Below are 26,631 nucleotides of genomic sequence, written 5' to 3'. Positions count from 1 at the left end.
GACTTGTCCCTCGGAACCCTTGGACTTCCCCATGATGCTCACAAGCACCGACGTTCTGCTCGTCATCGACGTGCAGAACGATTTTCTGCCCGGTGGGGCGCTAGCCGTGCCCGACGGCGATGCCGTCCTCGCCCCGGTCAACCGGCTGGCCGAGCGCGTTCCTCACATCATCCTCACCCAGGACTGGCACCCGCCCGGTCATGCGTCCTTCCACGGAAGCCATCCGGGCAAGGCCCCCTTCGACACCACGGACCTGCCCTACGGTGAGCAGGTGCTCTGGCCGGAGCATTGCGTGCAGGGCACCCACGGCGCCGAGCTGGCCGCGGGCCTGAGGGCAAAGCGGGCCGAACTGGTGCTCCGCAAGGGTACTCACCCCGGCATCGACAGCTACTCGGCCTTCATGGAAGCGGACCGGCGGACCCGCACCGGGCTGGCCGGCTACCTCACCGAGCGCGGCCTGACCCGCCTGTTTCTGGCCGGCCTCGCCACCGATTTCTGCGTGCTCTGGACCGCGCTGGATGCCCGCGCCGCCGGGTTCGGGGTCTTCGTGGTCGAGGATGCCGTGCGCGGCATCGATCTCGACGGTTCGCTGGCGCGCGCCTGGGCGGCGATGGAAGGGGCAGGGGTCGGGCGCATCGCCAGCGCGGCGCTCGGCTGAGATTTCGGGATCAGGGGTCGAGGGCGTCCACCCCGACGCCGCACGCCGCCGCCACACTCTCCCGCAAAGCCGCGCAAAGTCTGCGGACCGTCCCGTGCCCGGCGCTGTCGTAAAGATGCGCACCGAGCGCCGTCACCGGCGCGAGCAGGCGCAGCGAGTTGGTGACGAACAGGGCCTCCGCCGCCTCCAGCTCCGGGGGCAGGAGAGGGCGCTCCTCGACCGCGAGGCCGAGGCCCGGCGCGATCCTCGACAGAAGCTCGGCCCGGACGATGCCCGGCAGGACGCCATCCTCGAGCGGCGGCGTCACGAGCGTCCCTCCGAAAACCGCAAAAACATTGCCGGTGCCGGCGCAGGCCACGCGGCCCCGCGTGTTCAGGAACAGGGCCTCGTCGAAGCCTTGCGCCTGCGCCGCACGGGCAGCGAGCACCGCGTCGAGATAGCCCAGCGTCTTGAGGCGCGCAGCAGGCGAGGTCTCGTTGCGGGCGATCTCCGTGAGGGTGAGCCGCAGCGGCGCGAAGAACAGGGCGGCGCGGGCCGGCGCGGCGCTGCCGAACAGGAACGGGTTCGGCTCGGGCGGGGGCGCCAGCCCGCGCGGGCCGGGGCCGCGGGTCAGCGTGGTGCGGATCGCCGCGAGCGGCGCGGTGCCGGCCAGCGCCCGCATCGCCTCGACGATCCGCTCCGGCGCAATCGCGAAACCAAGCGCCTCCGCCGCGGCGACGAGGCGGGCGACATGGGCGGCCTCGAAGGCGACCTGTCCCTGAATCGCGAGGGCGGTGTCGAACACGCCGTCGCCGAGCAGCAGGCCACGGTCCCCCATGGCGAAGGGGAGGGTGCCACCCTCGACCAGCCGCCCGTTAGACCACAGCATCGGCGAGCCTGTCCGTCCGCTCCGACGCGCCCGCCGCCCGCCACGCGCGGGCGCCCTTCAGGAAGTTGGAAAACAGCGCGTGGCCGTTCTCGGTCAGCACCGATTCCGGGTGGAACTGGATGCCCCAGGTCGGATGCGTCCGGTGCGACAGCGCCATCACCTCGCCCTCCCCGGAGGCGGCATCGACCGTGAGGTGGCGCTCCATTTCCGGGGTCGGCGCCACGATCAGCGAGTGGTAGCGCCCGACCTGCATCGGCTGCGGCAGCCCGGCGAACAGCCGCTCGCCCCCGTGCCGGATCGGCGTGGCGTGGCCGTGGAGCGGGCGGCCCGCCCGCTCGACCCGGCCGCCGAAGGCCGCGCCGATCGCCTGGTGGCCGAGGCAGACGCCGAGGATCGGCACCTCGCCGGACAATTCGCGGATGGCCGGCAGGCTCACGCCGGCCTCCGCCGGGGTGCAGGGGCCGGGCGAGATCACCACCGCCTCGGGGTTCCGCGCGCGGATGCCGGCCACGTCGAGCGCGTCGTTGCGCACGACCTCGACGGTCTCGCCCAACTCCTCGAAGTAGCGCACCACGTTGAAGACGAAGGAATCGTAGTTGTCGACGACGAGGATCATGGCGCCACCTCCTCGAAGGCCGCGAAGACGCGGGCCGCCTTGGTCAGCGTCTCCTCGTATTCGGGGCCGGGCTCGGAGAGCAGCGTCACGCCGCCGCCCGCCTGGAGCACGGCCTGCCCCTCCGCCATGAACACGGTGCGGATCGCGATCGAGGTATCGAGCGATCCGTCGAAGCCGAGCGCGCCGATCGCCCCGCAATAGAGCTCGCGCGCATCCGTCTCGATCTCGGTGATGATGTCCATGGCCCTGAGCTTCGGCGCGCCGGTGATCGAGCCCCCGGGAAAGGTTTTCTGGATGAGGTCGAGGGCATCCGAACCCGCGCGCAGCGTGCCCGTCACCACGGAGACGAGATGGTGGATGCCGGCATAGGATTCCAGCCCGCACAGGGTCGGCACCCGCACGCTGCCGGGCTCGCATACCCGCGACAGGTCGTTGCGCAGCAGGTCCACGATCATGATGTTCTCGGCCCGCTCCTTCGGATTGGCCTGGAGCGCGGCGGCGATCGCGGCATCGCGGGCGGGATCGGGATCGCGGGCTACGGTGCCCTTGATCGGCCGGGTCTCGACCGCCCGCCCCTCCAACTTGAGGAAGCGCTCGGGCGAGGAGGAGGCGACGGTGAGCCCGTCGAAATCGAGATAGGCGCCGAAGGTCGCCGGGTTGGTTTCGCGAAGCCGCCGGTAGAAGGCGAACGGGTCGAAACCCGGCGGCAGGTCGGCGGAAAAACGCTGGGCGATGTTGGCCTGGTAGATGTCGCCGGCACGGATGTAGTCGCGCACCTTTTCGACAGCATTCTCATAGCTTTGCCGAGAGAAGTTCGAGCGCCATGTGAGCCCGGCGCCCGTCCATTTCGGCAGCGGCTCGGACGGCGCGGCGAGGAGAGTCGCGAAGCTGTCGAGCCGTTCTTTCGCGCGCGCTTCCCGAGCGAGGGGATCGGTCTCGGGAAAGCCGGTGGCGATCAGCAGGCAGGTGCGGCGGCTGTGATCGACGGCGAGCAGGGTATCGTAGAGGTTGAAGGCGATGTCGTTGGTGAGCCCCGCCCGGCGTGCCGGAGTCGCGACTCGCTCCAGGCTCGCGCCGAGATCGTAGGCGAAGTAGCCGATCGCCCCCGGAAAGGCCGGCAGGTCGGGGCGGGGCGCTAGATGGTAGGGCGCGAGGCAGGCCCGCAACGCCGCGATGGGCGCGCCGGGCACCGCGTGCCCGTCCAGCGTGGCGCGGCCGTCGCGATAGCGGAACCGGGCGAACGGGTCGGCAGCCAGCACCGAGACGCGGCCCAGCGTCTCGTGGTGCATGGCGCTGTCGAGAAAGGCGAGCCCAGGCAACCGGGCGAGCCGCGCCGCGGCCGCGACCGGGTCGATGAAGGGGATCTCGCGGGTCCAGACCATGGGCTCGGCCGTCATGCCTCGTGCGGCGCTCATTGGGATTCACCCAAGGGCGCGCGGCACCCTCCCGTCAATCGCCCCCGCGTTCCGGCCTCGCGGGCGGGGTATGCGCCAGCGCCGCGCGTAGAGCTGATCCAGTTTCTCAGCAGAGCCTTCCAAACCTCTCGTTAAAAATGATTTTCTCTGAAAAAAACAAGGTTACAGCGCCTCGACCAATCCCGTGCGGGCCGTGACGCTGGACCGCTCCGGCTGACGCGGCGCAGCGATGGTTCGGGCCGCTAACGCCGTGATCGTGAGCGCCGGCGAAGCGATCTGGGCCCCGCGACGATGGCCAGCCTCGCGGTGCGGCAAACGGGAAGCGACCGGCTACGCTCGCAACAGCGCCCCAATGCCGTTATATCGGCGCATCCACCGCTCTCGATGCAGGACGCGCGGGCCTCCGTTTCGGAGGGCCGCCCCAACGGGCCGTCATGACCGCAACCGCCTCTCCCTCGGACACCAAGGGCGCCGCCGCGCCGCGGATTTCGTTCGTGTCGCTGGGCTGCCCCAAGGCGCTCGTCGATTCCGAGCGCATCCTCACCCATCTGCGCGCCGAGGGCTACGAGCTGTCGCGCCGCCATGACGGGGCGGATGTCGTCATCGTCAACACCTGCGGCTTCCTCGATTCCGCCAAGGCCGAGTCGCTCCAGGCGATCGGCGAGGCCATGGCCGAGAACGGCCGGGTGATCGTCACCGGCTGCATGGGCGCGCAGCCGGAAGAGATTCGCGAGAAATATCCGAACCTGCTCGCCGTCACCGGCCCCCAGGCCTACGAGTCGGTGGTCGCTGCCGTGCACGAGGCGGTGCCGCCCGCCCACGATCCGTTCCTCGACCTGATCCCGCCGCAGGGGGTCAAGCTCACCCCGCGCCACTACGCCTATCTGAAGATTTCTGAGGGCTGCAACAACCGCTGCACCTTCTGCATCATCCCGAGCTTGCGCGGCGATCTCGTCAGCCGCCCGGCGGGCGACGTGCTGCGCGAGGCCGAAAAGCTCGTCAAAGCCGGCGTGAAGGAATTGCTGGTCGTCTCGCAGGACACCTCCGCCTACGGCATCGACACCCGCTACGCCACGAGCCCGTGGCAAGACCGGGAGGTGCGCGCCCGGTTCTACGATCTGGCCAAGGAACTCGGCGAGCTCGGGGCCTGGGTGCGGCTGCACTACGTCTACCCCTACCCGCATGTCGACGAGGTCATCCCGCTGATGGCCGAGGGCAAGATCCTTCCTTATCTCGACATGCCGCTCCAGCACGCGAGCCCCTCGGTGCTCAAGCGCATGCGCCGGCCAGGCAACCAGGAGAAGCAGCTCGACCGCATCCGGCGCTGGCGCGAGATCTGCCCGGATCTCGCCATCCGCTCGACCTTCATCGTCGGCTTCCCCGGCGAGACCGATGCCGAGTTCGAGGAACTGCTCGATTGGATTCGCGAGGCACGGCTCGAGCGCGTCGGCTGCTTCGAGTACGAGCCGGTCCGCGGCGCCACCGCCAACGATCTCGGCCTGCTGGTGCCGCCGGAGGTGAAGGCCGAGCGCAAGCGCCGCTTCATGGAGGCGCAGAGCCACGTCTCGCTGCGCCTGCAGCGGGCGAAGGTGGGCAAGCGCTTGTCGGTCATCATCGACGAGGCGGGCCCGACCGGGGCGCGGGGCCGCTCCAAGGCCGACGCGCCGGAGATCGACGGCAGCGTCCACGTCACCTCGCGCCGTCCTGTGCGGCCCGGCGACATCGTCACCGTGAAGATCGAGCGGGCCGACGCCTACGATCTGCACGGCATCGCGGTATAGGACGGGACGCGAACCGCCCCGCCCGCCGCACGTTGCCCCGTCACGACTCCACGCGGAAGACGAGGCTATAAGCATGGCGGACGAACAGCGCGACCAGAGCAGCGGGGCCGCGGTCTCGCCCAAGGACCCGGCGACGGGCAAGCTGAAGTCGCAGGAAGGGCCGATGGAGCGGGCCGGCACCGAGGCCGAGGAGGCCGCGCGCGGCAATTCCCCGTCGGGGGAGCGCAAGACGGGCTCCGAGGACGACCGGTCTGCCTGACGGATCTGAGACGCGCGACGATCGCCGCTGGCTGCGCTCCGGCCTGACCGGCCTCTACGGCTTCATCGGCGTCGTCCACCTCGTGGCGACCGAGCGCTTCCTGCCGATCATGCCGGGCTGGGTGCCCGCGCCCCGCCTCGTGGTGATCGGCACCGGCCTGTGCGAGATCGCCGGCGCGCTGGCGCTGTTCGTGCCGCGGCTCCGGCGGCTCGCCGGCATCATGCTGGCGCTCTACGCGGTTTGCGTGTTCCCGGCCAACATCAAGCAGGCGTTCGAGGGCATCGCCGTGCCGCCGATCCCCGATACGTGGTGGTATCACGGCCCCCGCCTCGCGCTTCAGCCGGTGATGGTGTGGTGGGCTCTCTACGCCGTGCACGCTATCGATTGGCCGTTCACGGCCCGAAGAGCCGGCGATACCGGGATACTCCGTTAAGATTAATTCGAGGGCGCAAAAGGCTTTTCGCTGAGGAAAACAGCACCGGCACGGTATCGGACGCGGCTCAACCGGTGGTCTTCGGCGCGTAACCCTGCCTAGGCTCGCTGCCATGCCGAAGAGCCGCGATTCGAACCGGACGAACCGCCCGCAAGACGGTGCCGCACCGCCGGAGCAGGCGGCGGTCGAGCGCGCCCTCGAGCAGATCGTCGAGCGCCTGAAGCCGAAGGCGCCGGAGCCGAAGCCCGCGAAGAAGGGCAGCCCGCGGGCGAAGGGCTGAGCCTTCATAGTCATGGTTTCGAAAGGACGAGTCCTTTCGCGGGTGCAGGGCAGGGCCCTGCAAATCGGCTCCGCCGACGTCAGGGCTCCGCCCTAACAACCCGCCAAAGGGCCTGAGGCCCTTTGGGATCCCCCGAATCTTATGTCTTCTCGTCGCGCTTGACCGCCTGCCAGGCCGCTTCCATGGCGGGGAGGGCGGTGTCTTCCAGAATGTGGCCCTCAGCGGCGAGCCGGGCGGCCATGGCGGTGAAGCGGCGCTCGAATTTGAGGGTGCCGCGCCGCAGCGCCTCTTCCGGATCGACGCCCGCGTGACGGGCGAGGTTGGCGACCGAGAACAGCAGGTCGCCGATCTCCTCGAACACCGCCTCCGGCTCGCCCTTCTCCAAGCTCTCCTCGACCTCGTCGGTCTCCTCACGCACCTTGGCCAAGACCTGGGCCGCGTCCGGCCAGTCGAAGCCGACGCCGGCCGCCCGCTTCGAGATCCGGTCGGCCCGGGCGAGGGCGGGGAGGGCGCGCGAGACCCCGGCCAGCGGTCCCGCAGCCTCAGATGTGCCGGCCGCCGCCTTCTCCGCGCGCTCCTGCGCCTTGATCGTCTCCCAGGCCGCCTTGATCGCGGCCGGGTCGGTCGGACGCCGCTCAGGCGGCAGGAACTCACCGGACGCGTCGAAGACGTGCGGGTGACGCCGGATCAGCTTGGCGCAGATCGCCTCGGCGACGTCGTCGAAGCGGAAGGCACTCTCCTCCTCGGCGATCCGCGCCTGGAACACGACCTGGAGCAGCAGGTCGCCGAGTTCGTCGCGCAGGTCGGCCCGGTCGCCGCGCTCGACCGCGTCGGCGACCTCGTAGGCCTCCTCGATCGTGTAGGGGACGATGCTGGCATAGCTCTGCTGCACGTCCCAGGCGCAGCCCCGTTCCGGATCGCGTAACCGCGCCATCAGCGCCCGCAGCCTGTCGATCGGCGCCTCGTCCATCGCTCTTATCGCCCCATTCCGCCGGAAGCCCAGCCTCCGCCAAGCCCCCGCTCATAGACCGTCCGAGGCTGCCGCGCAGCGCCGCTTTGCGGGCTCACGATCGGGGAGAGGAGGGGCACAGCCTGTGCAAAATTCCGTGTATTCCTTTTGAAAAGAAGAGAAAAAGCCGTCGTTCGGTTTGGCGAACGCAGCTCTACCTTCCCTAGGAAAGCTATCTGTTAAGGATTCTCAGGGAGTCAGTTCAGCAGGTTATAGGGGAGGCGGAAAAGCCGTGATCCGCTCGTGGCTTGAGACCACTTTGCGCATCGAACTCTGCGCGAAACCGCATCGAACTCTGCGCGGCCCTGCATCGGATTCTGCGCGGGGGACGGGGCCTGTCGCATCGGATTCTGCGTGAGCCCGTACCGGATTCAGCGTGCAAAACCGGTTTGGCCGGGGAAGAGCGGGGACAAGTCCGGGACCAGGGGATCCAGGGGGGCGTATTGAACTCTGCGCAGGCGGATTCGGGCCGGCCGGCGGGCGTATGGAACTCTGCGTGCCCGGAATCCGCCCGTCTTCGAACCGCGGACGACGTGCCTGTGCAGGACTCGGGAGCCGAAGCGTGGATTCCCGGGAAAACTCCGAAAGGCCACGGGACTCCGCGGAGCCGAATCGCGACAGATCGGTTGCGGCCCTGAGGGGGCTTCCGGCGATTCCGTCCGGAGCCCGAGGCTGGGATGAAGGCGAACACGACGTGACACGCAGCGGGAGGCTTTGAGGGCAGGCGATGTCGGGGCTTGAGGCCAAGATCGCCGCGATCCGTGACCCGGATCTGCAGGCGGAGCTGGAGGCGGCGCGGGGCGGGTTCCTGTTCGCGCCGATCGTCGAGCACCTGCTGTTCCGCCAGCGTGAGCGCGATGCCGCTCGGGTACAGGAGGGGGCGCAGGCCGAGGCCCGCGAGGCCATGGGCCGCGACCGCCGCCGCCGCGACGCCGTGCGCGAGGTGATCGAGAGCGAGCCCACCGGCCCGGAAAATCTCCAGCACCTGCACTCGGTGCTGGCGCTCTGCGGCCTGCCCTACCGCGATCCCGGCGATGCCCGCGACTTCGTGCGGGAATACGGCCGCAACTCGCTCAGCCTCTCGGCGGGGCGCCTCAAGAACCCGATCACCGGCGAGATGGAGCTGCAGGGCCTGCCCTACGGCCCCAAGGCCCGGCTGGTGCTCCTGCATCTCTGCACCGAGGCGGTGCGCCAGAGGAGCCCCGTCATCGAGGTCGCCGACAGCCTCTCGGGCTTCATGAAAGCCATGGGATTCGCCGTCACCGGCGGCGAGCGCGGCACCATCGGCGCCTTCAAGGAACAGCTCAACCGGCTCGCCGCCTGCTCGATGCAGCTCGGCCTGTGGGACGGGGAGGGGCAGGCCTCGACCCTCAACGTGCCGCCCTTCCGCCAGCTCGAACTCTGGCGGCGCGGCGATGACGGCCTCGTCTGGCAGCGCACCGTCTCGTTCCATCAGGATTTCTACGACAGCCTGATCCGGCACGCCCTGCCGGTCGATATCCGCGCCGCGCGGGCCTTCTCCGGCTCGGCGCGCAAGCTCGACCTCCTGTTCTGGACCGGCTACCGCCTGCGCGCCCTGCAGCGCCCCCTGCGGCTGACCTGGGACAACCTGCACCGCCAGTTCGGCGCCGAGAATGCCAGCCTGCGCAGCTTCCGCCAGGCCTTCAAGGCGGATCTCGCCGGCCTGCTCGAGGTGTTTCCGCGGCTGCGGATCGACCTCGACGAGGGCGGCATGCTGCTCCACCCGGCCGATCCCGGCAGCCTGCTGGTGCCGCCCAAAGCCGCCCGCACCGCGCGCGCGACGGCAACCGCGGCCCGCGCCTGACGGAATTTTTCGAGACATTCGAATTGGAATATTCCGTATGTCCGCCTTGGCGACGGTAGTAATACGGAATATTCCAAGCTTCCGATAAGGAAGCTGACAGCCTCCCGGATTGGGAACGGTTCATTCCGTCTGCAGGGCTGTATGGCCCGCCTATTCCGACACGCGGAAGGCTCTTGTTGCCGAGGTGTTGCGATCGCCGCCTCGAAGCAAGCCGCGGCGCGCCTTACCACAGAGAGCTTCTCCGCGATCGGCCATTCCCGCCGACTTTGAGGTCGCGCATTCGCTCGGCGACGCAGCACGAGGAGCGATGGCCCGGCCCCGGAAAACTGCGCCCCTTCCATTCCGTATTCCAATCAGGGAACGCCTCTGATGGAATATAAAGAACTCGCCTTTTCGTCCATTCCGTGGCATCCTCCATTCCAAGAAATTCCCCTCGTTGGGAATGAGCGATGAGGAGGGCCGGCATGGTCCTGTCGGAAGCTGAGGCTCTGGCGCGGCTGGAGGCGCTGCGTCGGCAGCGTGACGCGATTGAGCGGCAGATCGCCGACCTTTTGCTCTACCTTGAGCTCGGCCGACGCCTCGGCGGCCCGGCCGCTCCGGCCTCGCCGGGCGCGGATGGACGAGCGGACGCCCCCATCCCCGTTCCGGAGCCCACGCCGCAACCGGCTCAGGCGCCGGTCGCCCCCCCTCCGGCCCCGCCCTCCGCAGCGCCCGAGAAACCTCCGGCGCCGGCTGTCCCCGCGCCGGTCGAGGGGGAGGCCGGCCTGTCGGAGACGGTGCTCGCCCGCCGCTATGGCCGGGCGGTGATCGAGGCGGTGCTCGCCGTGCTGGAGGAGGCGGGCCGCCCGATGCATGCGAGCGAGATTCTGGCGCGCATCACCGAGCAGGGCTTTTCCCTGCCGGGGCAGGATCCGGTGGCGGCGCTCAACACCCGGCTCTGGAAGCGCTCCGGCCCCGGCGGTCCGCTCAAGCGCCTGGGCGAGGCCGTCTACGCCCCGGCCGATGCGGAAGAGGCGTAGACAGGGGTCGGCGGCGCGCCCGGAAAACACGAAGAGGCGGCCCGCTTGGAGCCGCCTCTGAACCCTGTCCGATGTCCTTCTGCGGGATCGACGGCCCCGTCCGAAGGAGCGCCGTCGATCCCGCGCCGTCTCAGTGCGAGGCCGCGACGGAGCCGGTCGATTCCGCCGCCTCGTGCCGGTCCAGGCCGAGGTTCGGGCCAAGATCTCGGCCACCATCCCGGCCAAGCCCCGTGCCAAGATCCGGGCCCTGGGCCGTGGCGGGCGGATGGGCCTGCGCGAAGGCGCTGCCGTCGCGGGCCAGAGCCTCGCCGTGGGCGAACAGCGCCTTCATGTAGGGCTGGTCGAACGGCTTCTCCGAGGTCTTGGCGAAGCGCCCGTCGATGAGGGCGATCCGGAGATCCAGGCCGGTGCGCGCGGCATAGCCCTTGGTGAGCGCGAGCGCCGCGCGGGTCTGCGCCTTGATCGCCGCCGACATGGTCCGGCCGAGCACCGAGAGCGTGGTGCGCGAGGCCATCTGGAATTCCGGTTCGAGCCGGTTGTTGACGACGAGGTAGACCCGGTTCGTCGGCAGGCGCAGCCGCGCCTCCCCCTCCAGGGCGGCGGCCGGCGCGAGGTAGAACGGAGCCATCGCCCCGCCATCGTCGTGCAGCTCCGCGAAGGGCTTGGTCTTGGTCCCGTCTTTGGCCCCGTCCTGGGCTTCGGCGGGGATCGCCACCGGCGGGAAGACGCCGGGCACCGCCGTCGAGGCGAGCACGATCGAGCGGAACAGGGCCAGCGCCCGCGGGTCACCGGTCTCGGCGTTGCGCTGGGCGATCGCGCCCATGTCCCACAGCACCGGCCGCTCGCTGTCCACCTGCGTCGTGGCGATCAGCAGACGGCGGCCCTTGGCGTGCTCGGCCGCCACCGCCTTGAGCAGGGCCGGCGTCACCGCGCGCCCGATCCGCTCCTTGAGCGGCCAGGTGTCGGTGAGCGAATCCGGCGTGCCCCCGAACTCGAACACGTCGGCCGCCGAGATTTCGGTGTAGTTCGCGCGAAGCGCCGCGTCGGCCTTGTCGCCGAGCGTCGGCGCCGCGAAGGCGAAGGGGGCGATCAGCGCGCCGGTCGAAACGCCGGTGACGACGCCGAATTCGGGGCGGTCGCCGCGCTCCGACCAGCCCGCCAACAGGCCGGCGGCAAAGGCGCCGTTCTCGCCGCCGCCGGAGAGCACCAGCCAGGGATCGGCGGCGCGGGGCGCCCCGTCGATCAGGGACTGGAACGCACGCGTGTCGTCGCCCGCGATCCGCACCGAGGCAGGCAGGCCCTCGGGCTGCGCGGTCGCAGCCTGGGCGGCGGTGTAGTCCGGCCTCGCGTCGGCGGGCTTCTTCGCCGCCGGCCCGGCCAGAGCCCCCTGCGACAGAGTGAGCGCCAGCAGCAGGCCGGCCAGGGCCCCGCCCCTGCGCGGGCCGGAGGGAAATGTCTGCATGATCGGTTCGTTGAACAGTTTTGGCATCGACCTACGTCTCCCGACGCTGTTCGACAGCCCGCCTCGGCCGGAAAACACGGGTCGCGGCGGTCCGTTCCGTCCGCGCCGCGCCGAATGCTGCGCCGGGCAAGCTTTGCCGTTTCGCTCGTCCCGCGCGCACCCTTGCCGCCGGTCCTGGCATCCGGGCGGAAGAAGCGAAAACGAGAAAGACCTTGATGAAGACTTTCGATAACTCGGGAAGTGTCGGACGATTTGGCTCGCAGCGCAATCTTCACTTTCGGATAGTCCACGAGCGGATCGGCCTGGGGCCGCTGCGGGAGCGAGTCTGTGCCGTGCGCGGGCGCACGATCCGCCGGATCGGGGAGCGCGCGTTCCTCGGGGCCGATCACAGCGCCAGGGGGAAACCCAGGGCCATCGCTCGAAGCCGCTTGGTGGCTTCGCGGCGCGAAGAGCGCCGCGCGGAGCGGGCTTTGCGGGGTGTGAGCCCCGGACAGCATCGAGCGGAGCGGCAGCCCAAGGAACCGAGACTGTCCGCGGAGGCGACCGCCGGCGCTTGAGGCCGGAAGAAGACCGGGGTGATCGCTCAAGCGATCGCCCTGGGGGAGGACCAAGGTCGGCTTTACGCCGGGGGGCGCCGTGCTCTAACGCCAAGGGCATAAGCGGAGGGCCGACGCCACGGCCCGTCGCGAAGCCGGAGACCGAGAGCCGATGAAACTGCCGCGCCGCTTCTTCCAGCCGCTTGCCGCGGGTGCCCCCGAGCCGTTCCGCGAACTGCCGATCAAGCTCGAGCGGATGATCCACTTCGTGCCGCCGCATAACGAGAAGGTCCGCGCCCGCGTGCCCGAACTCGCCAAGACGGTCGATGTGGTGCTCGGCAACCTGGAGGACGCGGTCCCCGCCGACCAGAAGGAGGCGGCGCGCAAGGGCTTCGTCGCGATGGCCAAGGCCACCGATTTCGCGGCCTCCGGCACCGGCCTGTGGACCCGCATCAATGCCCTGAACTCGCCCTGGATCCTCGACGACCTGTTCACCATCGTCGCCGAGGTCGGCTCGAAGCTCGACGTGGTGATGGTGCCCAAGGTCGAAGGCCCCTGGGACATCCACTACATCGACCAGCTGCTGGCCCAGCTCGAAGCGCGCCACGGCGTGACGAAGCCGATCCTCGTCCACGCCATCCTCGAGACGGCGGAAGGCGTGGCCAATGTGGACGCCATCGCCTCCGCCTCGCCGCGCATGCACGGCATGAGCCTCGGGCCCGCCGATCTCGCGGCGTCCCGCGGCATGAAGACCACCCGCGTCGGCGGCGGTCATCCGGATTACCGCGTCCTGTCCGATCCCAAGGGCGATGCCGAGCGGGCATCCGCCCAGCAGGATCTGTGGCACTACACCATCGCCAAGATGGTCGATGCCTGCATGGCCAACGGCATCAAGGCGTTCTACGGCCCGTTCGGCGACTTCTCCGATTCGGCCGCCTGCGAGGTGCAGTTCCGCAACGCCTTCCTGATGGGCTGCGCCGGCGCCTGGACCCTGCATCCGAGCCAGGTGGCGCTCGCCAAGACCGTGTTCGCCCCCGATCCGGCCGAGGTGAACTTCGCCTCCCGCATCGTCGAGGCGATGCCCGACGGCACCGGCGCGGTGATGATCGACGGCAAGATGCAGGACGACGCCACCTGGAAGCAGGCCAAGGTCATCGTCGATCTCGCCCGGCTCGTGGCCGAGAAGGATCCGGACCTGGCCAAGGTCTACAATCTGCCCTGATCGTCGCGAATGGTGGCCCTGCGTTGGAACGGAAGGGCTGCGAGGCCTATCTATCGGTCATGACCCAGACCAGCATGAGAACCGCCAAATTCGGCCTCGGAGCGGTGGTCCGGCATCGGATCTACCCGTTCCGGGGCGTGGTGTTCGACGTCGACCCGGAATTCGCCAACACCGAGGAATGGTGGCTCGCGATTCCGGAGGACGTCCGGCCGCGCAAGGACCAGCCCTTCTACCACCTGCTCGCCGAGAATGCGGACAGCGAGTACGTCGCCTATGTCTCGGAGCAGAACCTCGTGCCCGACACCTCCGGCGAGGCCCTGCGCCATGCCGGCATCCCCGAGGTGTTCGAGCGCAGCCCAGACGGCGCCTACCGCATGCGGATCGGCCACGCGAACTGACCGATCCCGCCGCTCAGGTGACATCCGGGCAAGGTGAGATCCGGCCCTCGGCAACAGACGGCGCGACAACAAAATGTGAGCGCATCGTCCCGAAGGCGGGCCGCCGGCTTTCGGAAAAGACGATGCAAAAACAACCGCCTCGCATCGTCCGGACGCGTGTGGCTGGAGTGACGGGCTGAAGCGTCAAGTCGCGGAACGCTTTGTTCAACGGCTTCTGTTATCGCAGCGCGTCACGTCACCGTTGCGCGGGTTCGAGATAGCCATGGATGTGGTCACCATGCTGGTCATGAGCCTCGCTGCGGCTGCGGCCGCTGCGGGCTTCCTGGCCGTCGAGTGGCGGATCCTGCGCAACCCCGCGCTGCTGCTGTGGAGTGCGGGCTTCGCCGCGATCGTCCTCGGCTGCTCGCTCTCGCCGGTCCGCGCCACGTCCTTCCTCGTCGGAGTCTGGTTCGCCAACGGCCTGCTCGTCGTCGCCCACCTCCTGTTCCTATTTGGCGCGGCCCGCTTCACCGGGCGCCGGATCGGACGGCTCTGGTGGGGCCTGCTGCCGGCCTGGGCCGGGCTCCTGCTCCTGCCGGCGGGGATCGACCCGACGCCGGCCTTCGCGATGACCAATGCCGGCCTCGTCGCCCTCGCCGCCCTGCGGGCCGCCCATCTCCTGCTGTCGCGGGTCGGCACGCCCTTCCCGGAGCGCACCGCCGCCTCCGATGCGCTGGGCGCCGTCTTCCTCGCCCACGGCACGTTCTACGCCCTCAAGGCGCTGCTCGTGCCCGTGCCCGGCGCCTTCGTCAGCCTCGTCAGCTTCAAGGGCGTGCTGATCCAGGTCTCGCTGTTCGAGGGCATTCTCGTCGAGATGCTGCTCGCCCTGCTGATGGCCGCCGCGGTGCGCCGCCGCCGGGAGGAGGCGATGACGGCGCTCGCCGAGCGCGATCCCCTCACCGGCGCCTTCAACCGCCGCGCCTTCGAGAGCCGCGCCGCGGAGGCGTTGCGTGACATGGCCGCCGCGCGCCAGCCCGGCGCCCTGCTGCTGCTCGACGTGGACCGGTTCAAGACGGTCAACGACAGCTTCGGCCACGCCGTCGGCGACCGCATCCTCGTGGCGCTCACCGGCGTGCTGGAGGCCTGCCTGCCGCGCAGCGCGATCCTGGCGCGGCTCGGCGGGGACGAGTTCGTGATCCTCGTGCCGGGTCTCGACGCGGCGGCGGCGTCCGGTCTCGGCGCGGCGATCCGGGATCGCATGGCCCGCGAGAGCGGCCGGGGCCTGCCCACCGGCGCCACGGTCAGCCTCGGCGCCGCCCTGTTCACCGGCGGTCCGGCCGGGCTCGACACCCTGATGGCGCTTGCCGACACGGCGCTCTACGAGGCCAAGGCCCATGGCCGCGACCGGCTGCAGGCCCGCCGCCTGGAGCAGCCGGCGGAGCGGGTTCCGGATCGATCCGTGCCGGGGGCGGCGACGACGCAAATCTCCGCGCAAGGGGGCTGCTGCGCCTGATCCGGCCTCCGAATCGAAAGGGGCGCCCGCATGGCGGACGCCCCTGGTCGAGGATGCTGGAGCAAAGATCAGGAGATCAGGTCGAGCCGGGCCGTGTCGAAGCCTGCCGCCCGCACGCTGTCGGGGAGGGCCGCCGAATCCGAATAGCCGGCCTCGCGGGCCATGGCGTCGAGGGCCGTGCGCTCGTCATCGGCGCTGCCGGTCCAGAGGATCGCGCCGCTCGTCTTCTGCCGGATCTGGAAGATGCTCATCGTGAACTGTCCATCGTCGGGAATCACTTGACGGGATAACCCGGCGCGGCCGACCCGGTTCACGCGAAACCTTGAGCTTAGCGAAGCGGCGTCCGCCGCTCTCGTCGGCCTGCGGCATCGCGCACAGGCTTCGGCCGGGGAGGGATTTGCTACCCCATCCGCCACGAAATCGCCGGTTGCAGCGGCCAAGCAGGCTGCGGCGCATCGGCGCGCCCTATGAGGCGATTCGCGATGTCGGCTCGTTTGCTCTTTCCTCCCGCCGCGGCGTGCCTTGCTGCCCTCCTCGTCGCGACCCCGCCGGCCCGCGCGGCCGAGGCGCCGCCCGCGGCCGGTGTGCCCGATCCCGCCGCGCTCCTGCCCGCGGTGAGCGTGGTTCCGGCCGAGCGCCGGGAGATCGTCGAGCGGGCGGTCGTGACTGGGACGCTGGTGCCCCGCGACGAGATCCTCGTCGCCCCCGAGGTCGAGGGCCTGCGCATCGTCGCGCTGCTCGTCGAGGAGGGCGACCGGGTCGAGCGCGGCGCGGTGCTGGCGCGGCTCTCGCTGGAGATGATCGAGACGCAAGAAGCCGCCAACCTCGCGGCCACCGCGAAAGCGGAAGCCGCCATCCTCCAGGCGAAGAGCCAGATCGTCCAGGTGCAGGCCGCCCAGACCGAGGCGCGCCAAGCCCTGGAACGGGCCCAGGCCCTGGTGCGGACCGGCAACGCCACCGCCGTCACCCTGGAACAGCGGGTCTCGGCAGCGCAGGGCGCCGACGGCCGGCTCGAGGCGGCGCGGGCCGGGCTGGCTCTCGCCGAGGCGGATCTGGCCGCCGCGCGGGCGCAGGGGCGCGAGATCGGCCTGCGCCGGGCCCGCACCGAGATTCGCGCGCCGGAGGCCGGGATCGTCAGTCGCCGCACGGCGCGGGTCGGCGCCACCGCGAGCGCGGTCGGCGAGCCGCTCTTCCGCCTGATCGCCCGCGGCGAGATCGAGCTGGAGGGCGAGGTGCCGGAATCCGCCCTGCCGCGGCTCCGGGCCGATGCCCCGGCGCGGCTCGAATGGGAGGATGGGCGCGTGACGCAAGGCGCCGTGCGCCGGGTCTATCCCGAGGTCGATCGGGCGACGCGCCTCGGCCGGGTCCGCATCCGCCTGGACGCCGACCCGGCGCTGCATATCGGCGCCTTCGCCCGCGGCCGGGTCGAGGTCGCCCGGCGCGAGGGCGTGGCGGTGCCGCTCGCCGCCGTGCTCTACGCCGCCGACGGCTCGGCGAGCGTGCTCGCCGTCTCGGATGGCCGCGTCTCTGCTCGAAAAGTCGAGACCGGCCTCTCGGCCGAGGGCTTCACGGAACTGCGTTCCGGCATCGCCGCCGGGGAGACGGTGGTCGCCCGCGCCGGCTCGTTCCTGCGCGACGGCGACCGGGTGCGGCCCGTCCTGCCGACGGCCCGAGCGGCTGCGGCCGCGCCCGCCGCGGCCCGCTGAGGATCCCATCATGCGCCTCAACGTCTCGGCCTGGGCGATCCGCAAGCCGATCCCCTCCCTCGTCCTGTTCCTCGTGCTGATGGTGCTCGGCCTCGTCAGCTTCCGGTCCTTGCCGATCACCCGGTTTCCCAACATCGACATCCCGATCGTCTCGGTGACGGTCACGCAGAGCGGGGCCGCCCCGTCCGAGTTGCAGACCCAGGTCACGAAATGGGTCGAGGATTCGGTGGCCGGGGTGAAGGGGGTCAAGCACATCCTCTCGACCATCTCGGAGGGCGCCTCGATCACCACGATCGAGTTCCGCCTGGAGGTGAACCAGGACCGCGCCGTCAACGACGTGAAGGACGCGATCTCGAAGATTCGCATCAACCTGCCGCGCACCATCGACGAGCCGATCATCAGCCGCGTCGAGATCGCCGGCCTGCCGATCATGATCTACGGCGCCTCCGCCCCGGCGATGACGCCCGAAGACCTGTCGTGGTTCGTCGATGACGTGGTGGCGCGCCAGCTCCAGGGGGTGAAGGGGGTGGGCGGCGTCGAGCGCCTCGGCGGCGTGGCCCGCGAGATCCGCGTGACCCTCAAGCCCGACCGCCTGCTGGCGCTCGGCATCACCGCGGCCGACGTGAACCGGCAATTGCGCCTCACCTCTGCCGATATGGCCGGCGGGCGCGGCGAACTCGCCGGCGGCGAGCAATCGATCCGCACGCTGGGCGCCTCGGCGAGCCTGGAGACGCTGGGGGCCACCTCCATCGTCGTGCCGGGCGGGCGCAAGGTGCGCCTCGACGAGTTGGCGAGCCTGATGGATGCGGCCGAGGAGCCGCGCACCTTCGCCCGGTTCAACGGCGAGCCGGTGGTGGGCTTTGCCATCTCCCGGGCGATGGGGGCGAGCGACGCCGAGGTCGCGACGGCGGTCGCGCGGCGCATCGAGGAGCTGCACGCCGAGAATCCGGGCGTGCGCTTCGACCTGATCGATACCAGCGTCGTCAACACCATCGGCAACTACCATTCGGCGATGATGGGCCTGCTGGAAGGCGCCGCGCTCGCCGTGATCGTGGTGTTCCTGTTCCTGAGGGATTGGCGCGCCACCCTGATCGCGGCGGTGGCGCTGCCGCTCTCGGTGCTGCCGACCTTCTGGGTGATGAGCGCACTCGGCTTCTCGCTCAACGCGGTCAGCCTGCTCGCGATCACCCTGGTCACCGGCATCCTCGTCGATGATGCCATCGTCGAGATCGAGAACATCGTCCGCCACATGCGGATGGGCAAAACCGCCTACCGGGCGGCGCTCGAGGCCGCCGACGAGATCGGGCTCGCGGTCATCGCCATCACCGCGACCATCATCGCGATCTTCGCCCCCGTCTCCTTCATGCCCGGCATTGCCGGCCAGTACTTCAAGCAGTTCGGGCTCACCATCGCGGCGGCCGTGTTCGTGTCGCTGCTCGTTGCGCGCCTCATCACGCCGCTCTTGGCCGCCTATTTCCTGCGCGACCACGGCCCGGACCACGAGCGCGAGGGGCCGGTGATGCGCGCCTATACCCGCCTCGTGGCGTGGTCGGTGCGGCACAAATACCTGACGCTGATCCTCGGTCTGGCCTGCTTTGCCGGCTCGATCGCCTCGACCCGGCTGCTGCCCGCGGGCTTCATCCCGGCGGAGGACGCGGCGCGCACGATGTTCGTGGTCGAGCTGCCCCCCGGCGCCCGGCTCGACGACACCCAGCGCCTCTCCGACGGCGTCGTCGAGACCCTCCGCCAGATGCCCGAGGTGCGCTCCGTCTTCGTCGATGGCGGGCGCCAGTTGCCGGGCAAGAAGGAGGTGCGGCTGGCAAGCCTCACCGTGAACCTGACCCCGAAGAGCGAGCGATCGCTGACCCAGAAGCAGGTCGATCTGAAGATTGCGAACGTCCTGCGCCAAGTCCCCGACATCCGCTTCTGGTCGCTGCAGGAGGGCGGGCAGCGGGAATTCGCGCTGATCGTCTCAGGGCCCGACAAGGCGGTGGTCGCGGATGTGGCCGCCCGCCTCCAGCGCGAGGCCATGGGCGTGCCCCACCTCGTCAACCTGATCTCGACCGCGCCGCTCGACCGCACCGAGATCCGCATCACCCCGAAAGCGGGCGTCGCCGCCGATCTCGGCGTCTCGACCGACGTCATCGCCGAAACGGTGCGGGTCGGCACCATCGGCGACATCGCGGCCAACCTCGCCAAGTTCAACGCCAAGGACCGGCAGATCCCGATCCGGGTGATGCTGCCGGAGCGCCTGCGCGGGCAGCTACCCGAGATCGCCAGCCTGAAGGTGCCGGTGAAGGCCGGCGCGGCGGTGCCGCTCGCCACCGTGGCCGACCTGACGCTCGGGCGCGGCCCGACCGCCATCGACCGCTACGACCGCACCGTGCGCGTCGCCGTCGAGGGCGACCTTCAGGGCTCGGACGCGCTCGGCTCGATCATCGAGCAGGTGATGGCCCTGCCCGCCGCCACGAACCTGCCCGAGGGCGTCACCATCCGCCAGACCGGCGATGCCGAGGTGATGGGCGAGGTGTTCGAGGGCTTTGCCCTGGCCATGGGTGCCGGGCTGATGATGGTGTTCGGCGTCCTCGTGCTGCTGTTCGGCAACTTCCTCCAGCCGCTCACCATCCTGTTCTCGCTGCCGCTCTCCATCGGCGGGGCGATCCTGGGGCTCCTCGTCTTCCACATGCCGATCTCGATGCCGGTGGTGATCGGCATCCTGATGCTGATGGGCGTGGTGACGAAGAACGCGATCATGCTGGTCGATTTCGCCATCGAGGAGATGGCCCGCGGCGTCGATCGCGTCACCGCCATCGTCGATGCCGGGCGCAAGCGGGCGCGCCCCATCGTGATGACGACGATCGCCATGGCCGCCGGCATGGTGCCGTCGGCCCTCGCGCTCGGCATCGGCGGCGAGTTCCGCGCGCCGATGGCGGTGGCGGTGATCGGCGGGCTGATCGTCTCGACGGGCCTCTCGCTCGTCTTCGTGCCCGCGATCTTCCTGCTGGTCGATGACCTGTCGCGGCTGTTCGTGCGCCTGTTCGGCCGCTTCGTCGGCGGGGCGGACGAGCCGGAGGAGGAAGACGCGTATCGTCCGGGGCCGCCCGCCAACGCCGCCGGTCTCGACCGCCGAGGGGTGGCCGCCGAGTGATTCGGTTTTCGCGCGGGCCGAGGCGTCTTTCACCAATCACCGCCACGCCGCCGTCGCTGGAAGGACGACGGGGCCGGGACGTACACTGAGAATCCGCGCAGCCTGAGCAGGGCGCTCATGGCGCGGGCCTTACGACAAATTGTGCTCGGGCTCGGCCAACATCCTGAAGACGTGTTTGCCTGAAACGCCACGGGAATCATCGTGGAGTGAACAGGGCTCGGCGGTATCGCTCCGATCACGAAGCACTGCGCTACGCGAATACGTCAGGGTTGTACCAGCAAGATGGTGCGAAGCATTTCGCAACGCTTTTGATGTATCTGGCCAAACCACGCTTCGAGTCCGCCACCGGGCCTCGCGGCCACGGATGATCGATGCAGGAACCTCGGGACGGCCACGAGCGTCAGGGAGCGCACCGCGAGGACGTCGTCGTCCTCGTCTCGGACCGCCGCGAGCGGGCGGAGCGTCTTGCCCGCGGCATCGCCCTGGTTCTGCCCTGCCGGGTCGTCGAGCCCGGCGCGGCCCTGCCCGCCGACCGGTCCATCGCCTTCGTCGTCGATCTCGCCACCGATCTCGCGGCCGATCGGGGAAGTGCCTGGATCATGTGGCTCGCCGAGCGCATTCGCGAGAGCGGGCTGCCCTGTCTCTATCTCGCCCGCGGCAATGCCGTCCAAGACACGGCGGCCGTGCGTCTGCTCGGGGCGCCGACGGTGATCGATCCGCGCCAATCCGCCGGCATCGTCCCGACGCTCATGCGCCTCGTCGCGGAAGGAAAGGCGCGGGAGGCCTCCTCCGCCAAGGCGCGGAAACCGGGCGGCGGAACCCCCGAAGTGCGGGTGGAACGGGCCACCACCCTCGTCACCCGCCTGTTCGACAAGGCGGCCACCGGCTGGCCCCCGAGCCCGGAGGAGGTCGAGGAAGGCACGCGGATCGTGCTCGACACGGTCTCCGAAGTCGGCATCCGCACCTGGCTCGACCTCGTCTGGCGCCACGACATCCAGGTCTACCAGCACTCCTTGAGCGTCGCGGGCTTTGCCGCCGCCTTCGCCGCCGAACTCGGCTTCTCCCGGAACGACCGGCAGCGGCTCGCCAAGGCCGCGCTCCTGCACGATGTCGGCAAGGCGCTGATCCCCCACGCCATCCTCAACAAGCCGGGCCCGCTCACGCCCGACGAGATGGCGGTGATGCGCACCCATGCCGCGCTCGGCGCCGACCTGCTGGCCAGGGAGAGCGCCTTCGAGCCCGAGATCCTCGACGTGGTGCGCTACCACCACGAGCGCCTCGACGGGTCCGGTTATCCCGAAGGCCTGAAGGGCGCGCGGATCGGCGATCTCGTGCGGCTCGTGGCGATCTGCGACGTCCATTCGGCCCTGACCGAGCGCCGGGTCTACCGCCCGCCGCTGCCCGCCGCCGAGGCCGCCGCGATCATGCAGGCCCAGGCCGGCCAGCTCGATTCCGACCTGCTCCGGGTCTACCGCCCGATCATCTTCCGCGCCGGCAACGCCGCGGGCGGACCGTCCGTGCTGAGCTGATCGCGAGATTCCAAAGGGCATAGACCAGGGCTCTGCCCTGGACCCGCGAAAAGGCTCGCCTTTTCGAAATCCGTTTTTCGGGCCGGTCAGCCGCGTGCGGCGACCCGCTCGGCCAGCAGGCACAGGATCTCGAAGGCGATGCCGGCGCCCGCCAAGGCCGTGATGCCGGCGGAATCGAGGGGAGGGGCGACCTCCACCACATCCGCCCCGACCAGATCGAGGCCGCGCAGGGCCCGCAGCAGGTGCAGCGCCTCGCGGGTGGTGAAGCCGCCGATCTCCGGCGTGCCGGTGCCGGGGGCGAAGGCGGGATCGAGGGCGTCGATGTCGAAGCTGAGATAAGTCGGGCCCTCGCCCACGACGGCGCGGGCTTCCGCCGCCACTTCCGGCAGGCCGCGGGCGCAGACCTCCTCCATCGTGAGGATGCGCATGCCCTGCGCCAGGGCCCAATCGCGCTCGTCGGCCGCATCCATGCTGCCGCGGATGCCGATCTGGATGCAGCGCCGCGGGTCGAGCAGCCCGGCCTCGACCGCGCGGCGGAACGGCGTGCCGTGGGTGAGCCGTGACCCGCCATATTGCGCGTCGTCGGTGTCGCTGTGGGCGTCGATATGGATCAGCCCGAGCGGCCGGGCCGCCCCGAGCGCCCGCAGCACCGGATAGGTGATGAAATGGTCGCCCCCCACCGTGAGCGGCACGATCCCGGCCTCCGCGAGCGGCCGGTAGAACGCCTCGATGCGCTGCGCGGTCTCGGCGGCGTCCACCGGATTGATCGGCACGTCGCCGAGATCGGCGCAGGCCGCCAGAGCGTAGGGCGCCACCCCCGTGGCGTGGTTGAGCGCCCGCGTGCCGGTGGAGGCCTCGCGCACCGCCCGCGGTCCGAGCCGGGCGCCGGGCCGGTTGGTCGTGGTGCCGTCGAAGGGGATGCCGATCAGGCCGATTTCGACCAGACCGGCCCCTTCTCCAGCCCCTTCACCCACCGCCTCGGCGGGATCGAGCACCGGCAGCCGCATGAAACTCGCAAGGCCGGAGAAGCGCGGCGTCACCATCCCCGAGGCCGGCTGGAACCGCGCCCGCCGTTCCGCCCGCGCGCCCGCCGATTCGCTGTCATCCGCCATGGCGATCCTCCCCCGGCGCGGCTTGCTGCGCGATCCGCATCAAGCCGCCCGGATCGTCTATCCGCAAGCCTCTCCCCGCCCGCATCGCCATGCCCCGGCCCTGATCCGGTTGCGGCCCGCGCAGACTACTCAGAGACAACCTGGAGAGCGGATACATTCGTCTTCGATGGCGTTGGGAACCGGGCCCGTGATACGGCCAAGCCTGCAGACAGCCGAGCCTGATCGAGGGACGGATCGGCGCCTGAGCCGGCACCGGGACGACGGACGGGGGAAAACGGTTCATGGCAGCACAGATCGCGGTCATCGACCGTTCGAAGGCCGCCGATTGGGACGAGGTGGTCTGGCGGCAGGAGAATGCCAACATCTACGCATCCCGGAACTGGGGAGCCTACAAGAGCCGGCTCGGCTGGTCCGTCCGGCAAATCGCCCTGTGTGCCGAGAACGGCGAGGATCTCGCCTACGTCCAGTGTCAGGAGCGGCCCGGCTTGGTGCGCCGGATCCTCGTGCAGGGGGGGCCGATTCTGACCGTGCGCGGCCGGGCCAAGGCGGAAGCGGTGCTTGCCGCCATTCTCGACCATCTCGCCCCGCGTCCTACGGACCTTCTCGCGATCAGACCCTATCGCTTCCTAGATCCCGAGGGAATGACGGCCCTCCTGGCGCACCGCTTCCTGCCCGTGGTGACCCGGCAGAACCATACGATCGACGTCGATCTTTCCCGCGACACGAAAACGATCCTGTCCGGTGCCGATCCGACTTGGCGGCAGAGAGTCAGGAAGGCACAGGGCAATGCCGACCTCACCGCCGCCTTCCTGACGAATCCGGACGAGCGGTTTCGGGCTTTCGAGACCTTCGAGCGGATGCATGCCGCCCTGCAAGAGCGTAAGGGCTTCGTCGATGGTCTCAATGCGGCCGCCTATCGCGATCTCGCCGTCGCCGACCCTCGCCTCGTCTTCCTGGAGATCCGGGAGCGCGGGGAGCCAATCCACGTGCGCCTCGTCCACACGGCGCGCGAGCGCTGGACCGACTTCTTTGCCGCTTCGAATGAGCGGGCCCGGTCAACCGGTGCGGCGACGTTCGCCGTGTGGCAGGTCGTCGAGCGGGCCCACGCGGAGGGAGCACGCGTCTTCGATTTCGGCGGTGTCGATCCGGCCGGCAATCGCGGCGTGTTCGAATTCAAGCGGGCACTGAGCCGCAACGTTGTCCAGGGCGATCCACTCTGGATCTATGCCCGCAATCCCTTCGTCCGCCGCGCCGCCGCGACCGCCCTGTTCCTGCGCCAGAATTGAGCCGCGGACCGGAGAGGAGGAGCCGGGCGCGCGCCGGCCCCTCGGCTCCCCTCGACGCGGAGGTCTTAGAGTGCCTCACAAAACTCCCGATCTCTGACCGTTCTCTCCCTGGCGATGACGGCGCAGCGGGAGTTTTGTGAGAGGCTTTTAGTCCCGATGCTTCGTGCGCAGACTGCTGGTGTCGCCCGAGGTGTTCGTCATCGGCCCGGCGGGGCCGCTCGCATTGGCCTCTTCCTCGCCGGTGCGGCCTCCGCCTTGGCGGGCGCCGACATGGTCGTGGTACTGCTCGGTCTGGACGTGGCGGCTGTCGAGGCCGCGCTGGTCGGTGTGCCGGGACTTGTCGCGGTTGCTCAGCACCTCGTTCTCGCCGAGGATGCCCTCGGGCAGATCGGTCATGGCGCCGCTGCCGTCGCCCTTGCCCTGCGCGCCGGGGCCCATGCTGTGCCGGTCGGCCTTGGCCATGATGTCGCTCCTGTCGCTGTGAATGACGTGGAGGGAGGATCTGGGCATTACACCGACGAGGGCAAGCTGAGCCGATGAAAACTTTAAGGTCCGGCGCCGGGGAACATTTTTGTCCGCCGGGCGACCGTTGCGTTGTTGCCTCGCGGGCCAAGACGGGCCCGTCACTGAACCGCGCTTAAGCCTGAGAGGCGGGCGAGGCTCTCACGGCTTTGCTGCGAGCAGGGCCGAAAACCGCGCCACCAGCCGCCGTCCAACCTCCTCCTTGCCGAGCTTCGGCCACGTCTCGACACGGCCGCCGACGCCGCCGTCGCGGGCGACGAGGTGGACGGTGTTCTCGGTGCCGCCCATGACCCCGCCCTCCGCCGAGACGTCGTTGGCCACGATCCAGTCGCAGCCCTTCCGCGCGATCTTCTTCTGCGCGTTCGCGATCACGTCGTCGGTCTCGGCGGCAAAGCCCACGACGAGGGGCGGACGCCCCTCGGTGCGGCCGGCGATGGTGGCGAGGATGTCGGGGTTCTCGACCAAGTGCAGCGGTGGCGGCTGATGGCCGTCCTTCTTGATCTTGTCCGCCCGCATCTCGGCGGGCCGCCAATCGCCGACCGCGGCGGCGAAGATCGCGAGATCGGCGGGCAAGGCCGCCTCGACCGCGGCGAGCATCTCGCGGGCGCTCTCGACCCGCACCACGGTGACGCCCGCCGGATCGGGGATCGCCACCGGCCCCGAGACCAGGGTGACGCGGGCGCCGGCCTCGGCCGCGGCGGCGGCGACCGCATGGCCCTGCCGCCCCGAGGAACGGTTGGCGAGGTAGCGCACCGGATCGATCGGTTCGTGGGTCGGCCCCGAGGTGACGAGCACGTGCCGCCCCGCCAGCGGCTTTTTCGGGATGGCCTGGCCCGCCAGGAACCCGATGCCGCCGCCCTCGGCACGCTGCGCCAGCAGGGTTTCGAGCGCGTCGGCGATCTCGTGCGGCTCGGCCAGCCGGCCGGGGCCGAACTCGGCCTCGGCCATCGCGCCCTCGTTGGGGCCGATGACCGCGACGCCGTCGGCCTTCAGGGTCGCGAGGTTCCGCTGCGTCGCCGGATGCTGCCACATCCGCACGTTCATGGCCGGGGCGATCAGGATCGGCAGGGTGGTGGCGAGCAGCACCGTCGAGGCGAGGTCCGGCGCATGGCCGGTCGCCATCCGCGCCATCAGGTTGGCGGTGGCCGGCGCCACCACGATGGCGTCGGCATCCCGCGCGAGCTTGATATGGCCGATATCGGCCTCGCTCTCCCGGTCGAACAGGTCGGTATGGGTCCGCTCCCCGGCGAGCGCGGCGGCGGCCAGCGGCGTGACGAACTCCTGGGCCGCGTCGGTTAGCAGCGGGCGCACTTGCGCCCCGCGCTCCCGCAGGCGCCGGATCAGGTCGAGCGCCTTGTAGGCGGCGATGCCGCCCCCGACGATCAGGAGGATGCGGCGGCCGGCGAGGGGCTTGGGAGACGGAGAAGACATGAGGGCAGAACGGGGAATCGGAGCGCGCGCGTCAAGGGCGGCATGTTCGGCGCAGCTTGAGCCGACGATTCAGGGCAAAGGGCGACGCGCGGTGTGGCGCACGCTGCGGATGATGATTTCGTCGTGTCCGATGCGGTAGGTCAGTACGTAAGGATAGGGCGAAGCGACGATACGCCGAACGCCACGCCGTGCGGTCGCCTGCCCTGCAAAAGGATGTTCCAGCAACAGAAGCATCAGTTCTTGCAGGCGCGCCTGCACATGGTTCGCACCTTGCGGATTATGCTGCGCGACATAAGCGAGTGCCTGATCGAGTTGGCGCGCGGCAGGGCGTGTAAAGCGCAGCTTCATGAGCCACACGCCTCACAGGCCGTGCTTGGCCCAGATGGCGCGCACTTCCTCATCGGTCGCGAAATCGCCGCGCGCTTCGGCGGCATCAGCCTCATCCTGCTCCGCTTCTTCCTCAGGGGTGAAGCGGTAGACGGCCTGTTCCTCGCCCGCATAGCTCAGCACCATGCGCGCGATCGCGTCCTGCACCTCGGGCGGGAGGTTCCGGGCGGCGGTGATCGCCTTGTCGAGTAGATCGGTCATGGGAGGGGAGTGTAGGAGAAATTCGGCCGGTGAGAA

Annotated in this window: 25 protein-coding genes; 14 read left to right on the top strand and 11 right to left on the bottom strand. The window is 70.0% G+C overall.

Features of this window, described 5'->3' with window-relative positions; translation table 11 throughout:
- Positions 1-31 precede the first annotated feature (31 nt).
- Positions 32-658 (top strand): bifunctional nicotinamidase/pyrazinamidase, encoded by a 627-nt coding sequence (gene pncA, locus ASF53_RS17550; protein WP_056201262.1) that lies wholly within the window; start codon positions 32-34, stop codon positions 656-658.
- A 10-nt stretch (positions 659-668) separates the two neighbouring features.
- Here pncA and ASF53_RS17545 read toward each other — a convergent pair whose 3' ends face one another.
- Genes ASF53_RS17545 through pabB form a run of 3 tightly spaced genes read right to left on the bottom strand, consistent with a single transcriptional unit; the run spans position 669 to position 3,539 of the window.
- A complete protein-coding gene (locus tag ASF53_RS17545) occupies positions 669-1,526 on the bottom strand; it encodes an aminotransferase class IV (RefSeq protein WP_056201259.1) in 858 nt (285 codons plus the stop codon).
- Positions 1,513-2,142 carry an anthranilate synthase component II gene (locus ASF53_RS17540; RefSeq protein WP_056201256.1) on the bottom strand — a complete coding sequence of 210 codons (630 nt, stop codon included), beginning with the start codon at positions 2,140-2,142 and terminating at the stop codon, positions 1,513-1,515. Before ASF53_RS17540 ends, ASF53_RS17545 begins: the two co-directional genes overlap by 14 nt.
- Positions 2,139-3,539, bottom strand: a complete 1,401-nt coding sequence (gene pabB, locus ASF53_RS17535; RefSeq protein ID WP_056201252.1) for an aminodeoxychorismate synthase component I — start codon at positions 3,537-3,539, stop codon at positions 2,139-2,141. Before pabB ends, ASF53_RS17540 begins: the two co-directional genes overlap by 4 nt.
- Before the next feature lie 452 nt (positions 3,540-3,991).
- Here pabB and rimO point away from each other — a divergent pair, with 452 nt between their 5' ends.
- From rimO to ASF53_RS26355, 4 genes are all read left to right on the top strand, one after another.
- On the top strand, positions 3,992-5,338 hold the full coding sequence (rimO, locus tag ASF53_RS17530; RefSeq protein WP_056201248.1) for a 30S ribosomal protein S12 methylthiotransferase RimO: 1,347 nt from the start codon (positions 3,992-3,994) through the stop codon (positions 5,336-5,338).
- 73 nt (positions 5,339-5,411) lie between these two features.
- On the top strand, positions 5,412-5,597 hold the full coding sequence (locus tag ASF53_RS17525; protein ID WP_056201245.1) for a hypothetical protein: 186 nt from the start codon (positions 5,412-5,414) through the stop codon (positions 5,595-5,597).
- Between the two features lie 31 nt (positions 5,598-5,628).
- Complete coding sequence (locus tag ASF53_RS17520; protein ID WP_056201242.1) at positions 5,629-6,030, top strand: DoxX family protein; 402 nt, start codon at positions 5,629-5,631, stop codon at positions 6,028-6,030.
- 112 nt (positions 6,031-6,142) lie between these two features.
- A complete protein-coding gene (locus ASF53_RS26355; protein WP_200943269.1) occupies positions 6,143-6,310 on the top strand; it encodes a hypothetical protein in 168 nt (55 codons plus the stop codon).
- 139 nt (positions 6,311-6,449) lie between these two features.
- On the opposite strand, the gene mazG is transcribed toward ASF53_RS26355, so the two are convergent.
- The gene (gene mazG / locus ASF53_RS17515; RefSeq protein WP_056201240.1) at positions 6,450-7,280 is read right to left on the bottom strand and encodes a nucleoside triphosphate pyrophosphohydrolase; all 831 of its coding nucleotides are present in this window, start codon (positions 7,278-7,280) and stop codon (positions 6,450-6,452) included.
- A 766-nt stretch (positions 7,281-8,046) separates the two neighbouring features.
- Here mazG and ASF53_RS17510 point away from each other — a divergent pair.
- Positions 8,047-9,144 carry a replication protein RepA gene (locus tag ASF53_RS17510; protein ID WP_056201237.1) on the top strand — a complete coding sequence of 366 codons (1,098 nt, stop codon included), beginning with the start codon at positions 8,047-8,049 and terminating at the stop codon, positions 9,142-9,144.
- Positions 9,145-9,608: 464 nt separating this feature from the next.
- Positions 9,609-10,163 carry a winged helix-turn-helix domain-containing protein gene (locus ASF53_RS17505; protein WP_056201234.1) on the top strand — a complete coding sequence of 185 codons (555 nt, stop codon included), beginning with the start codon at positions 9,609-9,611 and terminating at the stop codon, positions 10,161-10,163.
- A gap of 130 nt (positions 10,164-10,293) precedes the next feature.
- On the opposite strand, the gene ASF53_RS17500 is transcribed toward ASF53_RS17505, so the two are convergent.
- The gene (locus tag ASF53_RS17500; protein WP_056201231.1) at positions 10,294-11,652 is read right to left on the bottom strand and encodes a patatin-like phospholipase family protein; all 1,359 of its coding nucleotides are present in this window, start codon (positions 11,650-11,652) and stop codon (positions 10,294-10,296) included.
- A gap of 681 nt (positions 11,653-12,333) precedes the next feature.
- On the opposite strand from ASF53_RS17500, the gene ASF53_RS17495 reads away from it, so the two are divergent.
- From ASF53_RS17495 to ASF53_RS17485, 3 genes are all read left to right on the top strand, one after another.
- Positions 12,334-13,383: an HpcH/HpaI aldolase/citrate lyase family protein gene (locus tag ASF53_RS17495; protein WP_056201226.1), complete on the top strand. Its 1,050-nt coding sequence runs from the start codon at positions 12,334-12,336 to the stop codon at positions 13,381-13,383.
- 59 nt (positions 13,384-13,442) lie between these two features.
- Positions 13,443-13,781: a heat shock protein HspQ gene (gene hspQ / locus ASF53_RS17490; RefSeq protein WP_056201993.1), complete on the top strand. Its 339-nt coding sequence runs from the start codon at positions 13,443-13,445 to the stop codon at positions 13,779-13,781.
- 262 nt (positions 13,782-14,043) lie between these two features.
- On the top strand, positions 14,044-15,273 hold the full coding sequence (locus tag ASF53_RS17485; protein ID WP_056201222.1) for a GGDEF domain-containing protein: 1,230 nt from the start codon (positions 14,044-14,046) through the stop codon (positions 15,271-15,273).
- A gap of 68 nt (positions 15,274-15,341) precedes the next feature.
- Here the strand turns inward: ASF53_RS17485 and ASF53_RS17480 are convergent, their stop codons facing one another.
- Positions 15,342-15,524 carry a hypothetical protein gene (locus ASF53_RS17480; RefSeq protein WP_056201989.1) on the bottom strand — a complete coding sequence of 61 codons (183 nt, stop codon included), beginning with the start codon at positions 15,522-15,524 and terminating at the stop codon, positions 15,342-15,344.
- 231 nt (positions 15,525-15,755) lie between these two features.
- On the opposite strand from ASF53_RS17480, the gene ASF53_RS17475 reads away from it, so the two are divergent.
- The 3 genes from ASF53_RS17475 (at position 15,756) to ASF53_RS17465 (ending at position 21,656) form a co-directional block, all read left to right on the top strand.
- Complete coding sequence (locus ASF53_RS17475) at positions 15,756-16,979, top strand: efflux RND transporter periplasmic adaptor subunit (protein ID WP_082482815.1); 1,224 nt, start codon at positions 15,756-15,758, stop codon at positions 16,977-16,979.
- Positions 16,980-16,989: 10 nt separating this feature from the next.
- Positions 16,990-20,127, top strand: coding sequence for an efflux RND transporter permease subunit (locus ASF53_RS17470; protein ID WP_056201215.1), 3,138 nt, complete (start codon positions 16,990-16,992; stop codon positions 20,125-20,127).
- Positions 20,128-20,498: 371 nt separating this feature from the next.
- Entirely contained in the window at positions 20,499-21,656 is a 1,158-nt protein-coding gene (locus tag ASF53_RS17465) for an HD-GYP domain-containing protein (protein ID WP_056201213.1), read from the top strand.
- 86 nt (positions 21,657-21,742) lie between these two features.
- On the opposite strand, the gene speB is transcribed toward ASF53_RS17465, so the two are convergent.
- Positions 21,743-22,768, bottom strand: coding sequence for an agmatinase (gene speB, locus ASF53_RS17460; RefSeq protein ID WP_056201209.1), 1,026 nt, complete (start codon positions 22,766-22,768; stop codon positions 21,743-21,745).
- A gap of 281 nt (positions 22,769-23,049) precedes the next feature.
- Between speB and ASF53_RS17455 the strand changes: the two genes are divergently transcribed.
- Entirely contained in the window at positions 23,050-24,054 is a 1,005-nt protein-coding gene (locus tag ASF53_RS17455) for a lipid II:glycine glycyltransferase FemX (RefSeq protein WP_056201206.1), read from the top strand.
- A gap of 147 nt (positions 24,055-24,201) precedes the next feature.
- On the opposite strand, the gene ASF53_RS17450 is transcribed toward ASF53_RS17455, so the two are convergent.
- The 4 genes from ASF53_RS17450 to ASF53_RS17435 form a co-directional block, all read right to left on the bottom strand.
- Entirely contained in the window at positions 24,202-24,516 is a 315-nt protein-coding gene (locus ASF53_RS17450) for a hypothetical protein (RefSeq protein WP_056201203.1), read from the bottom strand.
- Between the two features lie 201 nt (positions 24,517-24,717).
- A complete protein-coding gene (coaBC, locus tag ASF53_RS17445; protein ID WP_056201199.1) occupies positions 24,718-26,007 on the bottom strand; it encodes a bifunctional phosphopantothenoylcysteine decarboxylase/phosphopantothenate--cysteine ligase CoaBC in 1,290 nt (429 codons plus the stop codon).
- Positions 26,008-26,076: 69 nt separating this feature from the next.
- Positions 26,077-26,355, bottom strand: coding sequence for a type II toxin-antitoxin system RelE/ParE family toxin (locus ASF53_RS17440; RefSeq protein ID WP_056201197.1), 279 nt, complete (start codon positions 26,353-26,355; stop codon positions 26,077-26,079).
- Between the two features lie 12 nt (positions 26,356-26,367).
- Positions 26,368-26,595 carry a hypothetical protein gene (locus tag ASF53_RS17435; RefSeq protein WP_056201194.1) on the bottom strand — a complete coding sequence of 76 codons (228 nt, stop codon included), beginning with the start codon at positions 26,593-26,595 and terminating at the stop codon, positions 26,368-26,370.
- Positions 26,596-26,631: the final 36 nt, after the last annotated feature.

This window comes from Methylobacterium sp. Leaf123 (genome assembly GCF_001423405.1).
In the GTDB taxonomy this organism is placed as follows: Bacteria; Pseudomonadota; Alphaproteobacteria; order Rhizobiales; family Beijerinckiaceae; genus Methylobacterium.
The sequence above is the reverse complement of the archived record's forward strand: the minus strand, read 5'-3'. Positions and strand labels throughout refer to the sequence as shown.

What these genes read in the sequence shown, in the direction of transcription:
- pncA (WP_056201262.1), top strand. Translation starts at nt 32, where the DNA reads ATGATGCTCACAAGCACCGACGTTCTGCTCGTCATCGACGTGCAGAAC.
- ASF53_RS17540 (WP_056201256.1), bottom strand. Translation starts at nt 2,142, where the DNA reads ATGATCCTCGTCGTCGACAACTACGATTCCTTCGTCTTCAACGTGGTG.
- ASF53_RS17480 (WP_056201989.1), bottom strand. Translation starts at nt 15,524, where the DNA reads ATGAGCATCTTCCAGATCCGGCAGAAGACGAGCGGCGCGATCCTCTGG.
- ASF53_RS17435 (WP_056201194.1), bottom strand. Translation starts at nt 26,595, where the DNA reads ATGACCGATCTACTCGACAAGGCGATCACCGCCGCCCGGAACCTCCCG.
- mazG (WP_056201240.1), bottom strand. Translation starts at nt 7,280, where the DNA reads ATGGACGAGGCGCCGATCGACAGGCTGCGGGCGCTGATGGCGCGGTTA.
- ASF53_RS17470 (WP_056201215.1), top strand. Translation starts at nt 16,990, where the DNA reads ATGCGCCTCAACGTCTCGGCCTGGGCGATCCGCAAGCCGATCCCCTCC.
- ASF53_RS17465 (WP_056201213.1), top strand. Translation starts at nt 20,499, where the DNA reads ATGCAGGAACCTCGGGACGGCCACGAGCGTCAGGGAGCGCACCGCGAG.
- rimO (WP_056201248.1), top strand. Translation starts at nt 3,992, where the DNA reads ATGACCGCAACCGCCTCTCCCTCGGACACCAAGGGCGCCGCCGCGCCG.
- ASF53_RS17545 (WP_056201259.1), bottom strand. Translation starts at nt 1,526, where the DNA reads ATGCTGTGGTCTAACGGGCGGCTGGTCGAGGGTGGCACCCTCCCCTTC.
- ASF53_RS17455 (WP_056201206.1), top strand. Translation starts at nt 23,050, where the DNA reads ATGGCAGCACAGATCGCGGTCATCGACCGTTCGAAGGCCGCCGATTGG.
- pabB (WP_056201252.1), bottom strand. Translation starts at nt 3,539, where the DNA reads ATGACGGCCGAGCCCATGGTCTGGACCCGCGAGATCCCCTTCATCGAC.
- ASF53_RS17510 (WP_056201237.1), top strand. Translation starts at nt 8,047, where the DNA reads ATGTCGGGGCTTGAGGCCAAGATCGCCGCGATCCGTGACCCGGATCTG.
- ASF53_RS17450 (WP_056201203.1), bottom strand. Translation starts at nt 24,516, where the DNA reads ATGGCCAAGGCCGACCGGCACAGCATGGGCCCCGGCGCGCAGGGCAAG.
- ASF53_RS17505 (WP_056201234.1), top strand. Translation starts at nt 9,609, where the DNA reads ATGGTCCTGTCGGAAGCTGAGGCTCTGGCGCGGCTGGAGGCGCTGCGT.
- speB (WP_056201209.1), bottom strand. Translation starts at nt 22,768, where the DNA reads ATGGCGGATGACAGCGAATCGGCGGGCGCGCGGGCGGAACGGCGGGCG.
- hspQ (WP_056201993.1), top strand. Translation starts at nt 13,443, where the DNA reads ATGACCCAGACCAGCATGAGAACCGCCAAATTCGGCCTCGGAGCGGTG.
- coaBC (WP_056201199.1), bottom strand. Translation starts at nt 26,007, where the DNA reads ATGTCTTCTCCGTCTCCCAAGCCCCTCGCCGGCCGCCGCATCCTCCTG.
- ASF53_RS17440 (WP_056201197.1), bottom strand. Translation starts at nt 26,355, where the DNA reads ATGAAGCTGCGCTTTACACGCCCTGCCGCGCGCCAACTCGATCAGGCA.
- ASF53_RS17500 (WP_056201231.1), bottom strand. Translation starts at nt 11,652, where the DNA reads ATGCCAAAACTGTTCAACGAACCGATCATGCAGACATTTCCCTCCGGC.
- ASF53_RS17495 (WP_056201226.1), top strand. Translation starts at nt 12,334, where the DNA reads ATGAAACTGCCGCGCCGCTTCTTCCAGCCGCTTGCCGCGGGTGCCCCC.
- ASF53_RS17525 (WP_056201245.1), top strand. Translation starts at nt 5,412, where the DNA reads ATGGCGGACGAACAGCGCGACCAGAGCAGCGGGGCCGCGGTCTCGCCC.
- ASF53_RS17485 (WP_056201222.1), top strand. Translation starts at nt 14,044, where the DNA reads ATGGATGTGGTCACCATGCTGGTCATGAGCCTCGCTGCGGCTGCGGCC.
- ASF53_RS17475 (WP_082482815.1), top strand. Translation starts at nt 15,756, where the DNA reads ATGTCGGCTCGTTTGCTCTTTCCTCCCGCCGCGGCGTGCCTTGCTGCC.
- ASF53_RS26355 (WP_200943269.1), top strand. Translation starts at nt 6,143, where the DNA reads ATGCCGAAGAGCCGCGATTCGAACCGGACGAACCGCCCGCAAGACGGT.